The organism is Barnesiella sp. An22 (assembly GCF_963931395.1).
Lineage (GTDB): Bacteria > Bacteroidota > Bacteroidia > Bacteroidales > Barnesiellaceae > Barnesiella > Barnesiella merdigallinarum.
Genome location: NZ_OZ007014.1, coordinates 432,870 through 455,811, shown reverse-complemented (window position 1 = coordinate 455,811; position 22,942 = coordinate 432,870). Strand labels below are relative to the sequence as shown.

The window sequence follows — 22,942 nt, the reverse complement described above, 5'->3', positions numbered from 1 at the left end:
CTCGTTGAGCTGAAGAGTATCGGTCATAGGTCATTCAATTGATTATATTATTTCAATAAGAAGTCGTATCGGAACGAGAGCAGTACCCGGGTAAACTGAATATTGTCGTTGAGCGGGATGGAGAGCTCGGGGCGTACCCAAAGTTTACGCGCCCGGAACAACAACCCGGGTACGATGCGATGCTCGGGCATACGGTATTCTGGAATGTTGGTTATATCTACGACCAGCGAGGCTTCCTGAATGATGCGACAAGCGGCATGTACCGTATAACAGGTGTTGTAACCCAGGTCGGAATCGTAAAGCGCCATGACTCCGGCCCCAAAGCTGAACCGGTCCAAGGTCTTGTCCAAGCCGACTTTCACACTCCCGTCGTAGTACCGGCCGGCATAGTTGGCACCGGCAAATGCATCGGCCAAAAAGAGCATACCCCACAGGCCCGTATCGAGCCGATAGCCCCCGACAGCCCGGATATACTGTTCTTTGGGGTTGCGTATCCACAATGTATTCTCAAGGCCTACCGACCATTTGCCCGATTGATAGCCGGCAAATACGTATTTGTTGTTTCGCAATCCTACGAAAACGGATTTTGCAGAGAGCGTATCGACCTGCGCCCACCCGCTACAAGCGAGCGAAGCGACAATTCCTAAAAGCAGATATTTCAGTTTCATAACTCTTTTGACAATCTTACATTCAATATATTATAACCTAAATCGTTCAGGTGGAGTCCGTCGAGCGAATAGTTCATATTCATACCCCCTTTGTACAGAAAATAGTCATACACATCGACGAAGGTTCCATAACCCAATGTGGCTACCATTTGCTCAAGGGCCGCATTCAGTTCACGGATATATAGCGAAATATTCTTGTCGTCGTTCTCGGCACTCCGTGGCAGGATTGAGATGACAAAGACACGACGAGGAGCCAATGTCTCGATCGTATGTCGATACTCCTCGACAAAATCGGCAATGAACTGCGGGCGCGTCTGCTCGTCGATAAATTCATAGCCCAAGTTGTTCGTACCGATGAGCATCACCACATCTTTACCCTGGTAATCGAGATTCCAGGTGAGAATATCTTCCAAATGGGCCCCGCTCACGCCATCGTTTCGCACCACACGGGTAGGGAACGACGACTTCACATCCCAACCGGCTACCAGCGAATCGCCTACGAAGCACAGTTCGGATACACCATCGTCGGAACACGAAGAGGCTAAACCCATCAACATCGTCATCACAATCAAAAATTTAGTTCTTATTCGATTCATCGCTCTTATTTTTTACACGTTGGTAAAACTCACTTTTCAAAATCTGGCCGATAAACATCTGTGTAAAGACGTTGGCCCCCTCGCCATTCAAGTGCGAGTTGTCGTAAAACAATTCAGGTCGCTGCCAAAAATAGTCCATCTCGCTGTAATCCATCACCTGAACACCATGCTCTTGACACACCTGTTTCAGCAGTTGTTTCGAATATGGATTACCCCCGGCCATCAACCGCTTGTAACAGGGAGGTATAACGACCAACAACTCTACATCGTCGGCCTGCACCTGTCCGATAATAGCTTGCAGGCTTTGCACAAGCAAACTATCGGAAAAAACAGTATGAATTCTAAGGAATTAAACAGCACGGTATCGATTCTTTACTTCAACAAATAAATAATTGGCACCGCAAATGTAATACTATTTTGAGTAGAACGTGGCATAACCCGACAATTTTGAAGCATTTCGAGCGGGAGATATACACAGGAAACATGCAAAATGAAAAGAGGAGGACGAGGTACTTCTCGTGCAGCGCCTCACCCTCCCCTTTGAATTATCAAACTAATGGATTCCTTATTCCACAATCAACTTGAACGATTCGTTTCTTTCCAAGCCATTGACCTGACCCAAATAGATTCCAGGCAAAAAATCATCGGTCGAGAGTGTTGCAGCCTCATCGACCCAACTACTCCACACCGGCTTGCCATCTATCGTATAGATACTCACGAGCCCTTGTGCCATCAAATGCAGCGACTCTCCCCGCTTCACCGGGTTGGGATAGACGGCAAAATCTTCGTTTCCAGTAGCTTCAATGCCTGTCGGGGTATCGCTTCGATACACCTCAAACTCGGTCACCGAAGCCGATTCTCCTTCAACATGCTCGCTCGGTATCTCGAGTTTCACATAACGGGCCTCGACCGGCTCTATCGTCACGGATTTACAGTTCTTGTTCAGGCCCGAGGTGACGAGAGTCCACCCTTCGTTTCCGTCGGTCGCATTGTCTTTATCAAGGTCGGGACATTCGGTAGCCACATAGACGTTATATCCGTCAATCTGTCCCGAGTCATATACCTTAAAGGTATTCACCTTGTAGACATCCTCCAGATCGACGATACAATAGTGACGGTCGGCAGCCGACTTGTCGAATGTCCAATGATACTCGGTATCGGCGGTAACACCGTCGAACAGGTGACGGGCATTGGCGTAGAACGATCGGGAGCCCGACGACTTCAAAAAAGTCTTGCCCACGCTGACCAGCGCACCCCGATCGACCCGCTCCTTCAAGTGCCCATATATATCGAATCCATAGATACGCACGGCATTCTCGCCGGTCGGGAGCTCCATGGAGAATTTGACATATCGGGCGGCCTTCGGTTCGGCCAGACGATGGTCCTTCACGTTGGCATTTCCGGCGGCTTCGTCGTTACGGTTCACCACCTCTTCCCAATCGCCATCGGCGCCGGTCAGACTGGTATAGATGCGATAGGAGTGCACGTTGTTGTTGCCCTCTACCGTTTTGGAGTCGCGAAAGACGAAGCGGTCGACCTCATAGACATCGGCCAACTCGAAAATCACCCACGGCTCGGTGCTCTTGTTGTCGCACCACTTGACATATTTCTCAGGCTCTTCGAAAAGGCAATAAGCCGCTTCATTCTCCCCCACCTGAGCACTATACGACTGGATACGGACCTGGGGCGACTCAATCTCAGGCGACACCTCGTCGATGCCTACCGGCGAAGAGGGAGGGGTTTCACCATCGAAAGCCCAGGTCGAGGGCTCCTCACCCATGACAAATTCGAGCGTACCGCCGGCCACGATTTCGTCGTGACGCAACCAACAGCGGTCGAGCGGTTCACCGTTCAGGCGGGCCGATTGGATATAAATATTCTTGTCGCTGGCTCCCGTAGCTACGATTTCAAACGTATTTCCATTCTCGAGACGAATGGTCGTATGTGCAAATACCGGGCTCGAAATGAGGTATACATCTTGCCCCGCATTGGGGAAAAAGCCCATGGCATGGAAGATATACCAGGCCGACATCGAACCCGAGTCGTCGTTACCGGGCAGCCCGGTAGCCGATATGTTGTATCGGTTTTTCAAGACCTTGCGCACAATCTCGGCAGCCTTGTCGGGGCGGTTCACATAGTTATAGAGGCTCGGTACCAGGAAGGCCGGCTCGTTGCTTATCTGGAACAGCCCCATGTAACTGCCCTGGTCGAATCCGTTCTCGACATGGGTGAAATAGGTATCCAGCCGACGCAAGAAGGTCTCCTTGCCGCCACAGCGGGCAATGAGCCCGTTTACATCGTGAGGCACATAAAACGACATCTCCCACGGGAACGACTCGTATACGATACCTTCCCAGCCGTCGCGACGGAACACGTTGTAGTCCCGTTCGTTCACCCAGTCGCCGTTACTGTTTTTCGGCCACAAGAATCCCTTGAATCCCAAGCTGTTGATGTTGTCGTTCCACAGATTCTTCCAGTTGTTCGACCGCTCGAGGTATTTCTCATAAACCTCTTGTTGGCCCAACTTCCCGGCTACCGTGGCAATGGCGTAGTCGCAATAGGAATACTCATAGGTGCGGCTCCCCGAACGCTCGGTAGCCGTCGACAGATACCCCTTGCTGTTATACTCCTCGACACCGCCACGACCCTCTTTACGAGGGTCGGCAGGCTCTACCTCGGCATTCTTGATCATGGCCGCCAACCCCTTTTCATAGTCGATACCCGGCAGATTCTTGACCATTGCATCGGCTATCAGGATGTCGCTGTTCGAGCCCCCCTGCACCCGACCGTTGCAGTTACCGCTGCGACCGTCGGGCATATATCCTTCGTGCTCATAAATATCGATCATAGACCGCACCATATCGGCCTGACGCGAAGGAGTAAGCAGCGTAAACAACGGATGAGTGGCGCGGAACGTATCCCATATCGCATAGTAATCGTCGTAGTAGGGTTCGTCCGATTGCCACAGCGGATTCTCGCCCGTGCGGTCGCTGGGCTGAAGACAGGCATGATACAGAGCCGAATAGAAAATAGTCTTGTCGTTGTCGGTTCCCTCGACATCTACCGTATTCAGCACCTCGTTCCATCGGTCGATACCTGCCTGACGTACCTCATCGAAACTCCATGACGACAGACCCGATACATTCTCCCTGGCTTGGGCCGTACTGATAAACGAAATGCCCACCTTTGCCCGAATCTTCTGCGACTCGGTCGTATTAAATTCGAAATAAGCTCCCGACTTCTCGATACCGGTTGCATCGACCTCGTTACCCGTCAATACCGACGTACCACGCCACACCGCATACGCATCGGCCGGAGTATCGAATATGGCATAAAAATAGACCGTATACGGGTCTCCCAGATTCCACCCCCCGCGAACGGTCGAGTAGCCTTCGATTTCATGATCGGAAAGAATCTTTACTCCCGAAGCCATCAACTCTTGCGACTCTACATTCAGCGTCAGGCAACTGCCTGCGTCAATCAGAACCTTCGACGAAGCCGACTGCGGGAACGTATATTCGTGGAACCCCGCTCTGTCCAATGCTGTCAGCCGCACACCGATGTTGTATTTGCTCAAGGTCACTTCGTACAAATCCAGCCCGAACCGTTCGTCCGTGCGAGCCGACGAATAGTCGGCCAAGTTCAAGTCGCCCGTCATCGGCTGAAACAAAATATTGCCATATTTGGGGCCTCCGCCGGTTCCACTCACGTGCAGATGACTGAAGCCATGTATATTACCGCCGCTACTCCACCCGGCATTGGCATTCATGTCGCCGCAATCGGGCCCCAGTTTTACCAGACCGAAAGGCGTGCAGACACCCGGGAATACATGCCCCTCGCCATCGGCACCGATCTCGGGACGCACATACTCCCAATTCTCCCGCTCGGTCTCATCCTGCTTCGTGCACACCATCTTCATCGTGTTGAGGTTCACCTCAAGAGTATACACACCAGTCACCGCCACTTGAAAAGCGTTGTCGTATCCGTCGTTGGCCGTAGGACGTTCATACAAATCATACTCGACCCCCGGCTCGACCAGCAAGTGCCCCGACACGTCGCAACGACAAGTAATCGACGGCTCCCAACGGTTAGCCACCAGAAATTTGAATCGGGCCTGGTCCACGCTATAATCGGTCAGCGTACCCGTCCACGAAAAGACACCCGCTTCGCTCCGTTCCATAGGAATAGCCGCATCGGGGTTCCACCCCGCTTCGGTTGCATTACCCACCAAATAAAGATTGTCATACACCGCATAAGCCGGCGTAAAAAAAGACAAAAAGCACATTAAAATAAGAAAGGTTACGTTTCTCATGATAAAACAATTTAAGATGAATGATTGTGTTTTTATATGAGACACCTTTCAAAGCAGCATCCCCCAAAACCATACCCTCAAAAAATGGACCTTAGAGAAAAATCAACCATTCTCCTTTCATGAAATCTTTGTGACATATCTATGCCGACTTGACAAAAATAAATTTATTTTCATATATTTGCCTTATGTTTCATCACATGCTCCCTCTGCTAAAAAGGCCCTATGAAGATAACCGACGAAAATATTATAGATTACTTGCAGAAAGGCGAAGAAGATGCCTTCCGATATATTTATGACAAATATTACGGTTATCTGTGTGCTGTCGCCAAGGGCTACCTGTGCGACAACGACATGGCCGAAACCGTAGTAGAAGATGTGATATACAACATCTGGGAGATACGTGAAAAACTGAACATACATACCTCCCTGCGTTCATACCTTATACGCAGTGTAAAAAATAGGGCTATCAACTATCTGCAACAGGAATACATTGCCAAGGAGGTATCGGTCAACTCGCTGCAAGACTACACCGATATAGAGTCGTTCTATTTCATCGAAGAGGAACACCCGCTCGAAAAGATACTCGAAACCGAACTCGAAAGCGCCATAGCCACAGCTATCGACAACCTGCCCGAGGAGTGCCGAAAGGCTTTTGTCATGAGCCGGTACCACGACATGAAATACGAAGAGATTGCCGCCCAGATGGGAATTTCGGTCAATACAGTAAAATACCATATCAAAAACGCACTCTCTCGCCTAAGGATAGACTTGAAAGATTACCTGATGGTTCTTTTGCTCCTGTCGATAACCAGCCAAATACCTGTAACGGGAACCCTTGAAAAGTTGTTGGAATTTCTAAATATTTAAAAATGCTTAAATAGAAGATTCTCATACTACCCTGGAAGCGATTAAACCTGTCTTTCTTTTGAAATATGAAGCACGATAATAGACATAACGAACAGATAAACAATCTGATTCTCTCTTTCCTGAATCGGACAATTACCCTTCCCGATTTGAAACGCTTGAAAGACTGGATTGACGAGAATGAGGAGAACAAAGCCTATTTCTCAGAAATTCAACAAGTCTGGCTCATCTCTTCGCTCCGGGAGAAAAAAGATTTCGATCGGCTTAAAGAGCGAGCTTTCTTGAAATTCAAAAAACGTATTGCCCAGGAAAAACGACAAAAAGAGCACACCCGCATTCGACCCTTGTGGCATCGGGTCGTCTATATTGCAGCCAGTCTGGTGATTGCCTTCGTAGCCGGTATGAGTACCATCTATTTCTCCGACCATCACCAACTGTCGCAGCAGCCGTTGGCCTACTCGCTGGAGTCGCCCCGCGGGTCGAAACTGAAACTTACGCTTCCCGACGGTACCTGCGTATGGCTCAACGCCGATTCCAAACTCTCCTACGACAATAAATTCGGGGTCGACAACCGGGATATAAAACTGGAGGGCGAAGGCTATTTCGAGGTCAACAAGAACAAGGAGTTACCCTTCCATGTCACATCAGACGACATCAAGGTCGAAGTTCTGGGTACGAAATTCAACGTCCGGAACTATCCCGAGGACACCCTTATCAAGGTAGCCCTCATGGAGGGGTCGGTGGCTCTGCTCAACCCGCAAGGAAAAACCACCCTGAAACCCGGCCAGATAGCCCACTACGACAAAAGAAATAAAATCACCCACGTGAAAACCGATGGCGTGAAAAATGCCAACGCCTGGATAAACGGCCTCCTATACTTCGACGAAGAGAACATGGAGACTATTGCCCGAGCTCTGGAGCGGGCTTTCGATGTCGACATCAGCATCAAAGACGACACCTTGAAAAAGATGATATTCTACGGCGACTTCGTAATCGAGTCGAACAATATCAACGAGATTATGAATATCATGGCGGCCACCAACAAGTTTAACTATCACTACAAGATTAGTAAAAACGAAATAGAAATATTTCAATAAACAACCTACGACTATTTACCCGTGAGTAGGCCTGCACAAAAGGTCTGCAAGCCTCTCTTATACCCTATCGACCATGACAAACAAACGATTTTCGACTCTCCCGGCAGGCTACCTCATCCAGCGGTTCTGGCTGTTGATAGCTCTGTTGCTGCCCCTGCAAGCACCGGCCTCACAGCCTCAAGAACAGTACATTGTCGAAGGTCCCGACTGGAAAGCCTTTATTCGACTTTCCGACGGCACCATCGACCGATACGAATATTTCGCCGACGGCGAATGGCAAACCATCCCTTTCCGTCACGACCGTCTGTCGGGCCCTGCCTGGGAGGAGGTCATGCTCGCCCATTATGCCAAAGAACCGGGGAGCTTTATCGGCGAACGCGACCACATAGCCTATCGCATGACCTACCGCTCGGCCGGCGACCACCTCGTGGTTGAGTGTTCCATGACCAATCTGAGCGACAAGCCCTTCTGCCCCAAACGCAGCCGGCTGATTCTGGGCATCGACAGCGAAATGCACTCCTATCCGCAATGGGATAATAAGTTTTTCCCTACCCTGCTGCGCTGCGAAAAAGATTTTGCCTGGGGCTATTTCATGTCTCCCCGACAAGTTCTATTCGGCTTTGCCACCTCGCAACCGGTCGCCTCGTATGCGCTCAACTACATCTACGAAGGGTGGTATAAATGGAAATGGGGACACCAGATAAGGACGGCCAGCCTCGAACTGTTGCACACCCTGCCTCTGCCCGAACGCCATCCGCAGCACCTCACGCAACTGGCTCCGGGCGAAACCCGCAGTTGGGAGATTCACCTGGGACGCATCGACTCGCTCGACCATGTCAAGTCCCAGCTGTCGGCCTGGGCCGATATACCTCTGATCGAATGCAACCGATATACCCTATTGCCCGACGAGCCTCTCGACATACGGGTCAACTCGACCAGCCCGATAACCCTATCAATCGAAGGTCCCGACGCGAAACACATCGGCACGGCAACCCGATCGATTGGAAACGGACTCTTCCAAGCCTCATTCGCTCCCGCCCAGCTGGGCGAATACCGCATTGTGGCAACCAACGAGTCGGGCCAACGGGCCGAAGCCCGCGTATTCGTGCGGCAACCCTGGTCGTGGTACATGAAGAACGCCCGCGATTTCGTAGCCCGCAATCAACCTATCTTTTCCAACGCCTGCGAGACTTTCTACGGATACTACACCGCATTCCTCACTGCCAAATATTTCCCCGACCCGGAGAAAGACCAAGCCCTGCAACGACGCTTCGACCGCACCCTGCCCCTCATCATCGATACCACGACCTGGATTCCCAACCCCGACGCCCTGCCCCACCGCATACAGAACTTCTCGGCCTTGATGGGCATGCTGGTCGATCTGTGGGAGGCCACAGGTTCCCGCCCCTATCTGGAAAAAGCGGCTCACATAGCCGATTACCTCTGCTCCGACCGGATACAGGGTCCCGACGGGGCCTACCGCTCACAAGGCACCCACTACACAGCCGTTATCTATACGGCCAAGTCGATGCTCGAGTTGGCCAATGCCGAACAAAAACTGGCCGACGAACCGCTGTGGAACGAGCGATATACCCGACATTCAGAGTCGGCACAACGGGCTATCGACGACCTTTGCTCCCGTCGCGACAATATCGAGACCGAGGGCGACATGACCTTCGAGGACGGCATGATTTCGTGCAGTGCCCTGCAACTGGGCATGTATGGATTGCAGACCACCGATACGGCCCGACGCAACGCCTACCGCGATGCCGCCCGCTACCTGATGGAGAAGCACCGCTGCCTCGAACAGCTGCTCATACCCGACTGCCGCATGAGGGGTGCAACCCTGCGCTACTGGGAGGCTCTCGATGTCTACTTCGTTCCCAACCAGGTAATGAACTCGCCTCACGGCTGGACGGCCTGGAAAATCTATGCCTCGTACTACCTCTATCTGCTCACCGGCGAGGAGTTCTACCTCAAAGACTTCATGGACACGCTCGGTACCTGCGCACAAATCATGAAAGCCGACGGTACCCTGCGCTGGGCCTTCATTCCCGACCCCTACGTCGAGGCACAGCTCTATGTAGAGGATCCGGAGAAAAAACATCACGGCATAGTGACCGACTCGATTGTAGGCGAACAGTACCTCGACATGATAAGTCCCTGGCTGCGGCCCGACGACGAAGACACCTTCTGTGTATTCCAAGAGCGCGGCGGTGCCGGAGACAATACGGTACAGGAGATTTTCAAGGCAATGGAAGAGTGCGCCCTCACCTCGGCCTATGTACTGGTGCGCGACGACGGTTCACTGCTGGCCTACAACTGCCGGGCCGAACTGAAAAAGGGGACCCTCAGCATTGTACCAGCCGAAGCCATTGTTTCGAAAATTCACATCAATACTCCCCGAAAACTAACAATCGACATCCGACAGACAGGCCGGGAACGCGTGCATAAAACCGTCTCTGGCTGCCAATGGATTTACCTCAAATAGCCACAATTCCATGACCCGAAAACTTATTCTCTTCCTGGCCGGCATCGTCTCGGCCATAGCCCTTGCCGCACAACCGCTACTCGTCCCGCAACCCCAGTCGGTCGAGCTACGTGAGGGAACTTTTGCACTCACCCCTCGTACCGGCATCGTGGCACGTTGCAGCGCCACCAACGTGAAACTGCTGGAGCAATATCTCGAAGAAGATATACACATAGCCCTGCATGAGCGCACGGGCAACAATCACATCGTATTGGCTCGGACCGAGAGTCTGGACTCCCTGCTGGGCGACGAAGGCTATCGGCTCACCATCTCGCCCGACACGATTCTCATCGAAGGGGCACACGACGCCGGTATCTTCTACGGCATGCAGACCCTGCGGCAACTTGCCGTGCAAGACCGGTTGCACATACCCTGCCTGCAAATCATCGACAAGCCCGAGTATCCGTGGCGCGACTTCATGCTCGACGAGGCTCGCCACTTCAAGGGAAAAGCCGTCGTCAAGCAACTGCTCGAAGAGATGGCCTACCTCAAGATGAACACCTTCCACTGGCACCTCACCGACGACCAGGGATGGCGCATCGAAATCGAGAAATACCCCCGGCTGACCCAAATCGGAGCCTATCGCGACAGCAGCCAGATAGGCGGGTGGAACAGCCCCGACTACGATGTGAACGTACACGGTGGCTACTACACCCACGACGACATACGCGAAATTGTTGCCTTTGCCGCCGAGCGACACATCCGCATCGTCCCCGAGATTGAGATGCCGGGGCATACCGCGGCCGCCATCACGGCCTATCCCGAACTGGGCGCTCTCGATACCATACCTTCGATTCCGGCCTATTTCAACCCCTTCTGGGGAGTATTCAACGTAGCCGACCCGCAGGTCATGGAGTTTATCCACAACGTACTTTACGAAGTGTTCGACCTGTTCCCCGGCCGCTACATACACATCGGTGGCGACGAAGTGCACCCCGAAGCCTGGGAGAGCAACCGCGACATAGCCCGCCTGATGGAAGAGAAACACCTGGCCAATTACAGCGAGGTACAAATGTGGTTCACCAACCAGATTGCCCGATTCATCCATGACAACGGCCGCACCCTGGTCGGGTGGAACGACATCATGGGCAAAAACATTCACGAGTGGGCCGAAGCCGACATCGAGAGTTCGCACACGCTCGACCCTCACGCCGTCGTGCAGTTCTGGAAAGGCGACCCCGCGCTCATCACCGAAGCCTTGAAACAGGGGCACCGGGTTATCAACTCATCGCACCGCGATACCTATCTCGACTACAGCTACACCAAACTGCCGCTCGAGAAAGCCTATGCCTTCTCTCCCTTCCCCCAAGGTGTAGACAAAAAATATCGTCATCTGCTGCTGGGAAGCGGATGCCAGATGTGGAGCGAATGGATACCCCGCATCGAAGAGATGCAACGACAGGTATTCCCCCGCATCGCCGCCTATGCCGAGTCGGGATGGAGCCGGCCCGAACAGAAAGATTTCGACCGCTTCACGTCCGTACTCGAGCGATTGCTGTATCCACGCTGGGCCCGCAAAGGCATCGAGTGGCATCCCGTACCGTAACCCCTCAGGCAACGACGATACCCGTCGGCTCCCCCCTCTTCACACATACGCTTATTTTATATAATTCAAAAAAGATAAAAAAAGTTTTATCATCAGACTACCCGCCCGGTCCGTTTGATTGTCTTTTATGATGAACACACAATTTTTTATGACGTCCATTCATGCTTATAGCCAAAACTTAAATACTAACCTTTAAATCAACCCTATCAATGATCAAGCATTACAGACACCTGCTATTGGCTTTTCTGCTACTCTGTAATATCGCGATTGTACAGGCTCAGAACATTACACTGAATCTGAAAAATGTCACGGTAAAGGAGGCGATCGAAGCCGTCAAGGAGCAAACCGGGAAATCGTTCTTTTTCAATGTGAACGACGTGGATCTGAACCGCCGAGTAAACATTGTGCTGAAAGAGGCTTCACTCGGGGATGCCCTCTCGCAGATACTTCAAGGCCAGAACATAGGCTATGAAGTAAAAGAGAACCACATTGTGTTAACGAAAAAAATTACCAAGAAAGCCGATCCGTTTATCAGAATATCCGGACAGGTTACCGACGAAAGCGGTGTACCCCTTATCGGGGTAAACATCTCGGTCAAAGACGGAGCCAACACCGTGACCGATATTGACGGCAACTACTCCATTCTGGCCGCTTCGGGTTCAACGATTACCTACTCGTACATCGGGTATTTGTCGCAACGGGTCAAAGTAGAAGGTCATCGCAACATCAACATCCAACTGGTCGAAGACACCAAAGCCCTCAACGAGGTGGTGGTAATCGGTTACGGTACGCAGAAGAAGGCCAACCTGACCGGTGCCGTCGACGCCATTTCGTCGAAAGAGATCGAAGACCGCCCCGTGGCCTCTCTGGGCCGTGCCTTGCAGGGTGCTGTCCCCAACTTGAACATCTCGTACGGTTCGGGTCGCCCCAACGAAGGTACCAGCATCAACATCCGCGGTTTCGGTTCAATCAACGAAGAGGCCAAACCGCTGGTACTTATCGACGGTGTCGAGGGTGATCTCGACAACATCAACCCGCGCGACGTCGAGTCTATTTCGGTATTGAAAGATGCCTCGTCGGCTGCCATCTACGGAGCCCGCGCCTCGTTCGGTGTCATTCTCGTTACGACCAAGAAAGGTGAAACCGGCGACGCCAAAGTCAACTACAACGGACGGTTCAGCTTCTCGGGCTCGACCGTATGCACCGACTTCATCACCACCGGATACGATGCAGCCATGCTGGTCGACGAGTTCTTCCGCTCCTACAACGGTACTACCTACACCAAATATACGGCCGAGGACTATGCCGAGCTGGAAGCACGCCGCTACGACAAGGTAGAGAATCCCGACCGTCCTTGGACCGTAGTGAAAAACATCGGCGGTATAGACCAATACATGTACTATGCCAACTTCGACTGGTACAACTACCTCATCAGCCACACGCGTCCTACCTGGGACAACAACGTGAGCATATCGGGCGGCACCAAGAAGATGAACTACTTCATCAGTGCCAACTACCACACCGAAGAGGGTATCTACAAACAGAACCCCGACCACTTCAACACGGCCAACCTGCGGGCCCGCATCAGCGGCGACATCAAAGACTGGTTCAACCTGACCGTAACCACTCACCTGTACCACTCGCAATACAAGGCTCCCGGTCTGGAAAACGGTGAAAATATTCCCAACTACACCTTCCACGCCCTGCCCTTTATGATGCCCTACAACCCCGATGGTACCTGGGTATTCAGCAACGCGGTCATCGCACAGCAGCCGACCGACGGTGTACACATCATGACCGGCGACGGCACCACCTTCACCAACGACAAGAACAAACGGTTGACAACCACGGTCAACGCCATCTTCAAACTCTACAAAGGATTGACCTTCCATGCCAACTACAGCTTCCGCTACGATACGCAAGACAAGGTTGTGCGTACCTCGATGGCCGAATACTCGACCGAACCCGGCGTCATCGTGAGCACCGGCTCGGCCAACCTCTTCAAAAACAAGTTGCGCCAGCACAGCAACAGTGAATACTACCACATGATCGATGCCTACCTCAACTACGACAACACCTTCAACGGTCACCACGTTCGAGGCGTACTCGGTTTCGACTATGAACAGGACTATCAGAAGAATCTCTACTCCTACATGCTCAACCTCCAGTCCAACGAACTGAACGACTTCAACCTGGGAGACCACTCCAAAGATGTCTATCTCGAAGGCGGACAATATGAATGGGCTCTGGAGAGCTTCTTCGGCCGCGTCGGTTACGACTGGAAAGGACGCTACCTGGCCGAGGTAAACATGCGTTGGGATGCCTCTTCGCGTTTCCGCCGCGACAAACGTGCAGCCCTATTCCCCTCGGTTTCGGCCGGATGGCGCGTGAGCGAAGAGCCCTTCTTTGCCCCTATCCGCAATACCTTCTCCAACTTCAAGATCCGCGGTTCTTACGGTTCTCTGGGCAACCAGGCCATAGCAAGTCCCTATCCCTACATCCAGACCCTGAATCTGGTACAAATGGACTACCTGGCCAACGGCGAGTTCCTCACCTCTGCATCGGTTTCGGCGCCCACCTCGGGCAACTTTACCTGGGAGACCGTTACCCACAAGAATATCGGTGTCGACCTGGGCTTCTTCAACAACCGATTGAGCTTCACGGGCGATATGTATATCCGCGATACCAAAGACATGCTCGTCCCCGGTAAAGCGCTGCCGGCTACCTACGGAGCAGCCTCTCCCCAAGAGAATGCCGCCAACCTGCGTACGAAAGGTTACGAGCTGACCATCAGCTGGAACGACAAGTTCAACCTGGCCGGCAAGCCTTTCACCTATGGCGTATCGTTCTCGCTGGGCGATAACATCTCGAAGATTACCAAATACGACAACCCCACCAAAGACTTCAACGTATCGTCTTACTACGAAGGTATGACCATCGGTGAAATCTGGGGCTACACCATCGACGGCCTGTTCCAGAGCGACGAGGAGGCTGCCGCCTACCAGGCCCAGGTAGACCACTCGCTCATTGCCAAAAACATTCTGCAAACGGCCGTAGGCGAGTATAAGGGTCTGAAGGCCGGCGATCCCCGCTTTGTCGACCTCGACGGTAACGGCCGCATCGACGACGGTGCCAAGACGGCCGACAACCGAGGCGACATGCGCATCATCGGTAACTCGCGCCCCCGCTACAACTACAGCGGTAACATCAACTTCGGTTGGTTGGGATTCGACTTCTCGGCCTTCTTCCAGGGTATCGGCCGCCAACAGATTTATCCGGGTACCGACGCCATGCTCTTCTGGGGTGGTTTTGCCCGTCCGTATTCGTCGTTCACGCCTATCGACTTCCTCGATAATGTCTGGAGCGAAGATAACCCCGACGCCTATTTCCCCAAAATCAGAGGTTATGCCGCACAGGGCGACCGTCACCTGGCCTACGTGAACAACCGCTATCTGCAGAATCTGGCTTACTGCCGTCTCAAAAACGTAACCTTCGGCTACACCCTCCCGCAATCGCTCACCCAGAAAGCCAAGATAGACCGCGTGAGAGTCTACTTCAGCGGTGACAATCTGCTCACCTGGACAGCCCTCAAGAGCAAATACATCGACCCGGAGCAATTCTCCAACGACCGTAATGCCCGCGTCTATCCCTATGCAAAGACATTCTCCTTCGGTATAGACATTACATTCTAACAACCCTTATATAATTATATCTATGAAAAAGAATCTCATATATATTCTGGCAGCGGCCGGAGCCCTTTCCCTCGGCAGTTGCGCCGACGACCTCGACCGATTCCCGCTGTCGTCTCTTTCGCCCGAGACCTACTTCAACAATGAAGAAGAGTTGAAAACTTTTACCAACGGATTCTACGGTCAGTTTCCTACGGCCCAATCGGGATACAGCGAATCGGAAGATGTGGTGTGCATCTTCAACCTGCCCGTCACAACCGTAGGGCTCACTCGAACCATTCCCACCTCGGGTGGCGGCTGGGATTGGGCTTACCTGCGCAACATCAACCTCTACCTGCAATACTCGCACCGCTGCAACAGCCAGTCGGCCCGCGAGCACTACGACGGTGTAGCCCGTTTCTTCCGGGCCTACTTCTATTTCGAGAAGGTGAAACGATTTGGCGATGTACCCTGGTACAACCGGCCCCTCTCGTCGACCGACCCCGACTTGAAAAAGCCGCGTGACTCCCGCCAGTTAATCATGGACTCCGTGTTGAACGACATCGACTACGCCATCCAACATATCCCCGACGACCAGGAGCTCTATCTGGTAACCAAGTGGACCGCCATGGCCCTGAAGTCGAGAATCTGCCTCTTCGAAGGTACCTACCGCAAATACCACGGTATCGCCGACTACGAGAGATTCCTCAACGAGTGTGCCACGGTATCGGAACAGTTCATCGACCAGAGCCCTTACAGTATCTATCAGTCGGGCGACAAACCCTACCGCGACCTCTTCGCCTCGATGGATGCCATTAAACAGGAGGTTATCCTGGCCCGCGATTACGACAACGCCAAAGCCGTGAAACACGAGGCCAACTACTACACCATGTCTACTACCTACGGACGACCAGGCATGAACAAGAAAATCGTCAACAGCTACCTGATGAAAGACGGCAGCCGCTTCACCGACATCCCCGGCTACGAAACCATGCAGTACTACGACGAGATGCAGAATCGTGATCCCCGTTTGACCCAAACCGTAATCGGTCCCGGATACATACGCATCAACAGCGACGCCGTGATGTCGCCCGACTTTACCGCCTCGACTACCGGCTACCAGATTATCAAATGGGTGACCGATGCTTCGGGCGACGGCTACATGGGTTCGTCGAACGACTACATCCTCTTCCGTGCCGCCGAGGTATACCTGAACTTTGCCGAGGCTAAGGCCGAGCTGGGGACCCTCACTCAAGCCGACTTGGACAAGTCTATCAAGAAAATCCGCGACCGGGTAGGCATGCCCAACATCGACCTCGTTGCCGCCAATGCCAACCCCGACCCCTACCTCACGGCCGAGAACTCGGGCTACCACAACGTGACCGGAGCCAACAAGGGTGTCATCCTGGAAATCCGCCGCGAGCGTACCATCGAGCTGATACTCGAGGGTTTCAGATACTACGACCTCATGCGCTGGAAAGAGGGCAAGATGCTTGAGCAACCCTTCATGGGCATGTACTTCCCCGGCTTGACCGAAGGTTCGGGCGAAGACCGCTACGGCATCTTCGACATGAACGACGGCACTCTTCAAGACAGCGAAAAAGTCGACATCTGTATCTACACCGGCAAAAAGCCCTCGGTGAAGAATATCCGTAAATTCTACAAACTGGACGAGGTGTTCACCCTCACCGGTGGCGACAACGGCAACATCATCTGCCACGACATTGCCGTAGAGCCGCGCGAGTTCAACGAAGAGCGCGATTACCTCTATCCCATTCCCACCACCGAACGGTCGCTCACCAACGGAGCACTCACTCAGAATCCCGGTTGGGACGACGGTCTAAGTTTCTAAACGATTGAGATAATGCTCAGATACCGGGAGAGAAAAACTCCCGGTATCTGATTGCTCTATCGACCCGAGTCGGGACGAAAAGAAAAAAATGCCAAATACACTTTTTTTACATTTACCGACTACCCTCTCCCGCCAAATATCTGTCATCTTATTGAACACACAAAAACATATCGAAATATCAAAAAACACATTTCCATATCATTAACTCAAAAATTTTTACTTATGAAAAAGTTTACTCTATCTGGTAAAAAAGCTCTTGTAGCTGCGTTCCTGTGCTGTTGTGCCCTCCCCGGCTTCAGCGAAGACACTTGGAATTTCGATCCCGAAGAAACAGCCGCATACGCAGCTTTCTTCAAACAACCGTCGGCCATCGAAGGCAAATGCAATGCCGAAGCTCTGGGCATCGATGTAAACCGCGAAGGCTTCTCGTGGGACGACATGAACACCTGGAAAAACTCCGAAGGTGTAATCTGGAGAGCCTATTCTTCGGGATATTCCGAAACCGTATTCGGTGTATGCGTGAACGCATCGGCTCCCTTCAACGGAAAGACCAGCGGTCTTACCTGGACTACAACCGAAGGAGATAACCAATGGTATCCTGCCATCGCCGGTGTAGCCAACCTGAAAGGTTCGTTCACGTTGATGGACTGTAAGGCTACGGTGGTTCACATCTCGGGCACACAAATGGAAAAGGTGAAAATCCAAATGACCAACGAAGATATGGACTGCTACCTGCACGTACGCCGCAACCTGCAACTGACCAATCTCGACCTGAGCGACTCGAACGGTAAATGCCGTCAGTTGGCCGGTTATCGCAACGCATTCACCGACGAATCTTCGTTCATCTGCAACAACTGCCGCCAAACCGAATTCCTCGACTGGTTGCTCAACCTCGAAGACAACATGTACACCTTCTCGACCATCCCCAACCACCCCATTACCGGCGAAAGACTCACATCGGGTTACAAGCTGCAATGGAATGCCCGCGGCGGTATGCCTATCGGTTACATGAATGCCGACGGTGAATACGAGATTATGGTCGACGAAGACATTGACCTCTCGGGCGAATATGACATCGACGGCTACATGACCATCTACACCTGGAAAGACCTCGACGGTAATGTAATCGAACCGACCGACGCCGTAGAAGGCTGGTTCTGCTTCGACGAGTCGCACGTAGGCAAAGAGTATCGCTGCGAGATGATTAACGAGGCCTATCCTCAACTTTCACTCAACACGGTATTTGTAAAGGTTGTCAGCGAATACTCGGGTATCGAGAACGCCCAAAAAGCTACGGTAAAAGTTGGTCCCAACCCGGCCGATGATTACCTGACCATCGAAGGTGCCGAAGTTCTGGGCGCCCAAATCTACTCGCTGGCCGGTGCCTGCGTGAAGAATATCGAAGCCGGCGTTCAGACCATCGACATCGCCGACCTCACTCCCGGTATGTATCTGGTAAAACTCTCGACGACCGAAGGTAACACGACGGCTAAATTCATCAAGAAATAATTTTATCTCCTAAGCACAATGACAGGCAAAATATTTTTACGTATTTTGCCTGTCATTAAATAAAAACAGATTGTCGATTATGAAAAAATTTGTCCTTCTCTTTTTCGTTTGCTGTTTCCTGTTCGGGCTCGATGCTCAAACCTATCCCAAAGCTCCCGGAGTAATCCGATTACTGACCTACAACACCCACTACTGCAAGGGAGGTGGCGATCCAGGTTCGATCGACGACTACAACACCCGCCGCGTCGCTCTGGTTATCGAAGCTCTCGATGCCGACGTGGTAGCTCTGCAAGAGTTGGACAGTGCCATGAATGGACGTAATCGCAGAAACTTGTTACAGCAAATCACCGACTATACCGACATTCCCTACACTCCCATATTCGGAGGTCTCTGCAAATTGGACGGAGGGAAAGTGGGTCCGGGCGTACTGGTAAAACCCAATTTGCCCATCAGCAAAGTAAAACTTATTTCGCTGGGTGGCTCGATTGAAGAGCGTTGCGCCATGCGAATCGACTTTGACCAGTTCGTTTTCTTCTGCACTCACCTCGATCTGGACGACAATCTGCGTATCATGAGTGCCAATACCCTTATCAACGAACTGGACTACATACGCAAACCGTCGTTCCTGGCCGGCGACATGAACGACTCGCACCGTTGGGGACAAGGCGGTATCGCATTTCCCACGCTGCTCACCAAATATACCATCGCCAGCGATACCGAAGGGAATACCATTCCGGGACGTACCGACAACAACGGTCTCATCGACTATATCCTGTACCACGATTACAAAGACTCGGGTATCAAGATTGTCGATACCCATATCGTAAGAGAATTGAAAATAGAGGGTTCTGTCGTCGATCTGGCCTCCATATCGGATCACTACCCCGTATTTGTCGACATCGAAGTGCCGGGATTGAGCGCTATCGAAAATACCACTGCCGCTCAAGAGGTAAAACTCTATCCTACGTATGTACAGGACCGGCTGAACATCGAGAGTGACACCCCCGTAGAACAAGTAAACATCTATTCGCTGACCGGACAAAAGCAACTGCAACTCAAAGGCACGGATATTCGCACCGTCGACCTCTCGAATTTGGCAAAAGGCATTTACATTGTAGAGACTTCGGCTCAAGGAAAAAGCCATAAAGCTCGAATCATCAAGCTGTAGTGTAGCCGTTCGGCCATACGTTCTTTAACACGGACATTATGACTTATTCGAAATCCATACTATGTGGACTTCTGGCTATCTCTTGTTCCTTACCGGCCTGCCAAAAGAGCAATTCCGAAGCCTCTGCCACCCCCACAGGAATAACGATAAACCAGACGTCATACACACAAGACAACATAGGCGAGGTGCGAGAAGGCAGCTCGGTTTTTCAAACCGCCATACAAGCGTCTCAAGAGGCTACACCCACCTATGTAACCGTCTACTTTCAAGAAAAGATACAGCCTCGGGGAGGGCTCGACCTCATCCCCTCTTACATCACCGTGTCGCACGACGGATCCACCCGTCAGGGCAAATGGACCGGCGGGACGGCCCGCACCTCGTCCTATCAGAACGGCCGCCCCACCCTGCTCTTTGACCAGTGCCGGTTCGAAGGGGACATCACCCTCACAGGCACCTTCGTCTACCGTCAAAAGAGCAACGAACCCGAAGAGATATTCCTGTGGCCCGACGGTGACCCCTTCGCCCAATGGCTCTCGGGCGAACCCTACTGGGACGGCAACAACCTGGGCAATATCCAGAATCCCCAGATCATTGTCTACCGCCCCGACATCCAGACAGCGCCCGCCCCGGCCGTGCTCATCTGCCCCGGCGGCAGCTACAAGACGGTAGCCACCTACCACGAAGGCAGCCTGGTAGCACAATGGTTCAAAGAACAGGGAGTCGTAGCCGCCGTACTCTACTATGCTTTCCCCTCGGGTCACCCCGAAATCCCGCTCAGCGACGCACAACAAGGCATCCGCTACCTCAAAGAGAACCACTACTCGATACAGTCCGACCCCAATCACGTGGGTGTCATCGGCTTCTCGGCCGGCGGGCATCTGGCCGCATTCGTATCGACGGCATTCAACCACGACGACATCGACGTAGCACTGCCCGAAAAACGGGGCGAATCGCGTCCCGACTTCTCCATACTCTTCTACCCGGTCATCACCATGACCGAAGAGCCCTATGTGCACGAAGGCAGCCGCAACAACCTGTTGGGCACCTCGCCCACGCCGGAGATGTGCCGGGCCTGCTCGCCCGAACTGCTCATCACCCCGCAAACTCCGCCGGCCCTGCTCTTCCATGCGGCCGACGACAACGGGGTGAAGATACAGAACGCCATGCGATATGTCGAGGGACTGCAAGCCCAGAACATTCCCGCACAACTGATTACACTCCCTTCGGGCGGTCACGGATTCGGATTCTATCCCGACTACGAATGTCTGCCCCAAGTCGAAGAGGCCATCTTGAAATGGCTACAAGAAGTTCCACTCAAAAACCAATAATACGATGAAAAAGATACTCATACTTTCCGTTTTACTACAAGTCCTGACCCTCTCGGCCTTTGCTCAGGACTGGGCCGAACTCGCCCGGTATCAAGAGGCCAACCAGGCCCTGCTGGCCGGAGAAGAAGACCCTTCGCGGGTAGTCTTCATGGGTAACTCCATATTCGAACGCTGGGAGAGCACCTGCCCCGAATTTTTTGCAGGCTCATACGTCTGCCGGGGTATTTCGGGACAAACGACCCCGCAAATGCTTATCCGCTTCAAACAGGATGTCGTGCATCTGAATCCCAGCGTCGTGGTCATTCTGGGCGGCACCAACGATATTGCCGGCAACACGGGACCCTCGACCCTCGAAATGATCGAAGACAATCTCTCGTCGATGGCCGAAATCGCCACGGCCAACGGCATCAAAGTGGTCATGTGCCAGCTGCTGCCTGCATACAGTTACGGCTGGGCCCCCGATGTAGATCCCCGTCAAGACATTATAGACCTCAACCAATGGATCAAAGAGTATGCCGATGCTCACGGCTATCCCTGCGTCGACTTCTACACGCCGATGGTCAACCCCTTCAAAGCTCTGAAAGTGGAATACTCGGTAGGCGACGGAGTCCACCCAAACGAAGCCGGATATGCCGTGATGGCTCCGCTCGTCGATGCCGCAATCGAACAAGCCATGGCCGGTAGCGGCATAGCCACCCAGACAGCCGACGACCCGGATATAGAAGTCTGGGGAGGGAAGTCGGTCATTCACGTCAAAACCCAGGCAGCCGACCACCTCTCCATATATACCCCCGACGGAGTCTGCGTGGCCGAGTATGACCTGCCGGCCGGCATCAGCAACCTCAACATGGCACCGGGCACCTATCTGGTCAAGAGCCTCAAGTCAACCCGGAAAATACAGGTACGATAAACACCGATTATATTCACACATCACAACTATTTAATTCTCAAAGTTATGCAAAAGGTGCTAACTCTCTTCATTCTTTTGATGCTCACGAGCGTATGCTCGGTCGAAGCGCAAACCTACCCCAAAGCCCCCGGGGTCATACGACTGCTTACCTACAACACCCACTACGGCAAGGGTGGCGGCAGCCCGGGCGTGATGAACGACAGCAACATCGTCAATCTGGGGCGCGTCATCCGGGCTCTCGATGCCGACATCATTTCGCTGCAGGAACTCGACAGCGCATCGCAAGGCCGGGGCAACCGCTATCTGTTGCGCGACATCGCCCAAAGCACGGGTCTCGACTATGCCGACTTCTATGGCAATGCCCAACCCTTCGACAAAAACGGCAGCATAGGCTGCGGAGCACTGGTGAAGAAAAACCTGCCGGTCAAAAGCCGCTATGTAGCCTACCTGCCCGGCGATGAAGGTCGGGCTGCGGTAGAACTCGAACTCGACAAGTTTGTCTTCATCGCCACCCACTCCGACCTGCACAACGAGAAGCGCAAACAGGGAGCCAAAATCATCTGCAACGATGCCCGCGAAATGGACAAGCCCGTATTCGTGGCCGGCGACCTGAACGACTCGTTCCGATGGAGCGGAGGCGGATACTCTTTCCCCGTATTTGCCCGTGATTTTGTCATTGCCAGCGACACCGTGGGCAGCTCCATTCCCGGCCGTGCCGACGACGGCGGACTCATCGATTTCATTCTGCTGAGCAAAAAGAACCGGAAGAAGATAAAAATCGTCGATACTCACATTGTACGGACGCTTGAAATCGACGGCGAGAAGGTAGACCTGGCCCATGTCTCGGACCACTATCCCATATTCGTCGACATCATCTGCAAATAACGAAGGGCC

General features: G+C 52.7%; 15 protein-coding genes. 11 read left to right on the top strand and 4 right to left on the bottom strand.

The features are described from left to right. Positions 1–47: 47 nt before the first annotated feature. From ABGT88_RS01810 to ABGT88_RS01795, 4 genes are all read right to left on the bottom strand, one after another. Positions 48–668, bottom strand: coding sequence for a hypothetical protein (locus ABGT88_RS01810; RefSeq protein ID WP_143240973.1), 621 nt, complete (start codon positions 666–668; stop codon positions 48–50). Continuing rightward, positions 665–1,264 carry a GDSL-type esterase/lipase family protein gene (locus tag ABGT88_RS01805; protein ID WP_346700090.1) on the bottom strand — a complete coding sequence of 200 codons (600 nt, stop codon included), beginning with the start codon at positions 1,262–1,264 and terminating at the stop codon, positions 665–667. Before ABGT88_RS01805 ends, ABGT88_RS01810 begins: the two co-directional genes overlap by 4 nt. Further along, the gene (locus tag ABGT88_RS01800; protein WP_298662179.1) at positions 1,245–1,574 is read right to left on the bottom strand and encodes a hypothetical protein; all 330 of its coding nucleotides are present in this window, start codon (positions 1,572–1,574) and stop codon (positions 1,245–1,247) included. The genes ABGT88_RS01805 and ABGT88_RS01800 overlap by 20 nt, the downstream gene beginning before the upstream one ends. Before the next feature lie 255 nt (positions 1,575–1,829). After that, the gene (locus ABGT88_RS01795; RefSeq protein WP_346702800.1) at positions 1,830–5,492 is read right to left on the bottom strand and encodes a GH92 family glycosyl hydrolase; all 3,663 of its coding nucleotides are present in this window, start codon (positions 5,490–5,492) and stop codon (positions 1,830–1,832) included. Positions 5,493–5,798: 306 nt separating this feature from the next. Here ABGT88_RS01795 and ABGT88_RS01790 point away from each other — a divergent pair, with 306 nt between their 5' ends. From ABGT88_RS01790 to ABGT88_RS01740, 11 genes are all read left to right on the top strand, one after another. Next, positions 5,799–6,443 (top strand): RNA polymerase sigma-70 factor, encoded by a 645-nt coding sequence (locus tag ABGT88_RS01790; RefSeq protein ID WP_258327740.1) that lies wholly within the window; start codon positions 5,799–5,801, stop codon positions 6,441–6,443. A 65-nt stretch (positions 6,444–6,508) separates the two neighbouring features. Beyond that, on the top strand, positions 6,509–7,537 hold the full coding sequence (locus tag ABGT88_RS01785; protein WP_346700087.1) for a FecR domain-containing protein: 1,029 nt from the start codon (positions 6,509–6,511) through the stop codon (positions 7,535–7,537). Positions 7,538–7,610: 73 nt separating this feature from the next. Continuing rightward, positions 7,611–10,028, top strand: coding sequence for a hypothetical protein (locus ABGT88_RS01780; protein WP_206422492.1), 2,418 nt, complete (start codon positions 7,611–7,613; stop codon positions 10,026–10,028). A 10-nt stretch (positions 10,029–10,038) separates the two neighbouring features. Further along, positions 10,039–11,613, top strand: coding sequence for a beta-N-acetylhexosaminidase (locus ABGT88_RS01775; RefSeq protein WP_346700084.1), 1,575 nt, complete (start codon positions 10,039–10,041; stop codon positions 11,611–11,613). 209 nt (positions 11,614–11,822) lie between these two features. Continuing rightward, positions 11,823–15,305, top strand: coding sequence for a TonB-dependent receptor (locus tag ABGT88_RS01770; protein ID WP_346700082.1), 3,483 nt, complete (start codon positions 11,823–11,825; stop codon positions 15,303–15,305). 22 nt (positions 15,306–15,327) lie between these two features. Continuing rightward, positions 15,328–17,133, top strand: a complete 1,806-nt coding sequence (locus ABGT88_RS01765) for a RagB/SusD family nutrient uptake outer membrane protein (protein ID WP_346700080.1) — start codon at positions 15,328–15,330, stop codon at positions 17,131–17,133. A 222-nt stretch (positions 17,134–17,355) separates the two neighbouring features. Then, positions 17,356–18,642, top strand: coding sequence for a T9SS type A sorting domain-containing protein (locus ABGT88_RS01760; RefSeq protein ID WP_087409396.1), 1,287 nt, complete (start codon positions 17,356–17,358; stop codon positions 18,640–18,642). A gap of 79 nt (positions 18,643–18,721) precedes the next feature. After that, positions 18,722–19,810, top strand: a complete 1,089-nt coding sequence (locus tag ABGT88_RS01755; protein ID WP_346700078.1) for an endonuclease/exonuclease/phosphatase family protein — start codon at positions 18,722–18,724, stop codon at positions 19,808–19,810. A gap of 38 nt (positions 19,811–19,848) precedes the next feature. Continuing rightward, the gene (locus tag ABGT88_RS01750; protein ID WP_346700076.1) at positions 19,849–21,138 is read left to right on the top strand and encodes an alpha/beta hydrolase; all 1,290 of its coding nucleotides are present in this window, start codon (positions 19,849–19,851) and stop codon (positions 21,136–21,138) included. A 4-nt stretch (positions 21,139–21,142) separates the two neighbouring features. After that, positions 21,143–22,048, top strand: coding sequence for an SGNH/GDSL hydrolase family protein (locus ABGT88_RS01745; protein WP_346700074.1), 906 nt, complete (start codon positions 21,143–21,145; stop codon positions 22,046–22,048). Positions 22,049–22,093: 45 nt separating this feature from the next. Further along, positions 22,094–22,933 carry an endonuclease/exonuclease/phosphatase family protein gene (locus ABGT88_RS01740; RefSeq protein WP_346700072.1) on the top strand — a complete coding sequence of 280 codons (840 nt, stop codon included), beginning with the start codon at positions 22,094–22,096 and terminating at the stop codon, positions 22,931–22,933. The last annotated feature ends 9 nt before the right edge of the window (positions 22,934–22,942 follow it).

What these genes read in the sequence shown, in the direction of transcription:
- ABGT88_RS01810 (WP_143240973.1), bottom strand. Translation starts at nt 668, where the DNA reads ATGAAACTGAAATATCTGCTTTTAGGAATTGTCGCTTCGCTCGCTTGT.
- ABGT88_RS01805 (WP_346700090.1), bottom strand. Translation starts at nt 1,264, where the DNA reads ATGAATCGAATAAGAACTAAATTTTTGATTGTGATGACGATGTTGATG.
- ABGT88_RS01790 (WP_258327740.1), top strand. Translation starts at nt 5,799, where the DNA reads ATGAAGATAACCGACGAAAATATTATAGATTACTTGCAGAAAGGCGAA.
- ABGT88_RS01785 (WP_346700087.1), top strand. Translation starts at nt 6,509, where the DNA reads ATGAAGCACGATAATAGACATAACGAACAGATAAACAATCTGATTCTC.
- ABGT88_RS01780 (WP_206422492.1), top strand. Translation starts at nt 7,611, where the DNA reads ATGACAAACAAACGATTTTCGACTCTCCCGGCAGGCTACCTCATCCAG.
- ABGT88_RS01775 (WP_346700084.1), top strand. Translation starts at nt 10,039, where the DNA reads ATGACCCGAAAACTTATTCTCTTCCTGGCCGGCATCGTCTCGGCCATA.
- ABGT88_RS01770 (WP_346700082.1), top strand. Translation starts at nt 11,823, where the DNA reads ATGATCAAGCATTACAGACACCTGCTATTGGCTTTTCTGCTACTCTGT.
- ABGT88_RS01765 (WP_346700080.1), top strand. Translation starts at nt 15,328, where the DNA reads ATGAAAAAGAATCTCATATATATTCTGGCAGCGGCCGGAGCCCTTTCC.
- ABGT88_RS01760 (WP_087409396.1), top strand. Translation starts at nt 17,356, where the DNA reads ATGAAAAAGTTTACTCTATCTGGTAAAAAAGCTCTTGTAGCTGCGTTC.
- ABGT88_RS01755 (WP_346700078.1), top strand. Translation starts at nt 18,722, where the DNA reads ATGAAAAAATTTGTCCTTCTCTTTTTCGTTTGCTGTTTCCTGTTCGGG.
- ABGT88_RS01750 (WP_346700076.1), top strand. Translation starts at nt 19,849, where the DNA reads ATGACTTATTCGAAATCCATACTATGTGGACTTCTGGCTATCTCTTGT.
- ABGT88_RS01745 (WP_346700074.1), top strand. Translation starts at nt 21,143, where the DNA reads ATGAAAAAGATACTCATACTTTCCGTTTTACTACAAGTCCTGACCCTC.
- ABGT88_RS01740 (WP_346700072.1), top strand. Translation starts at nt 22,094, where the DNA reads ATGCAAAAGGTGCTAACTCTCTTCATTCTTTTGATGCTCACGAGCGTA.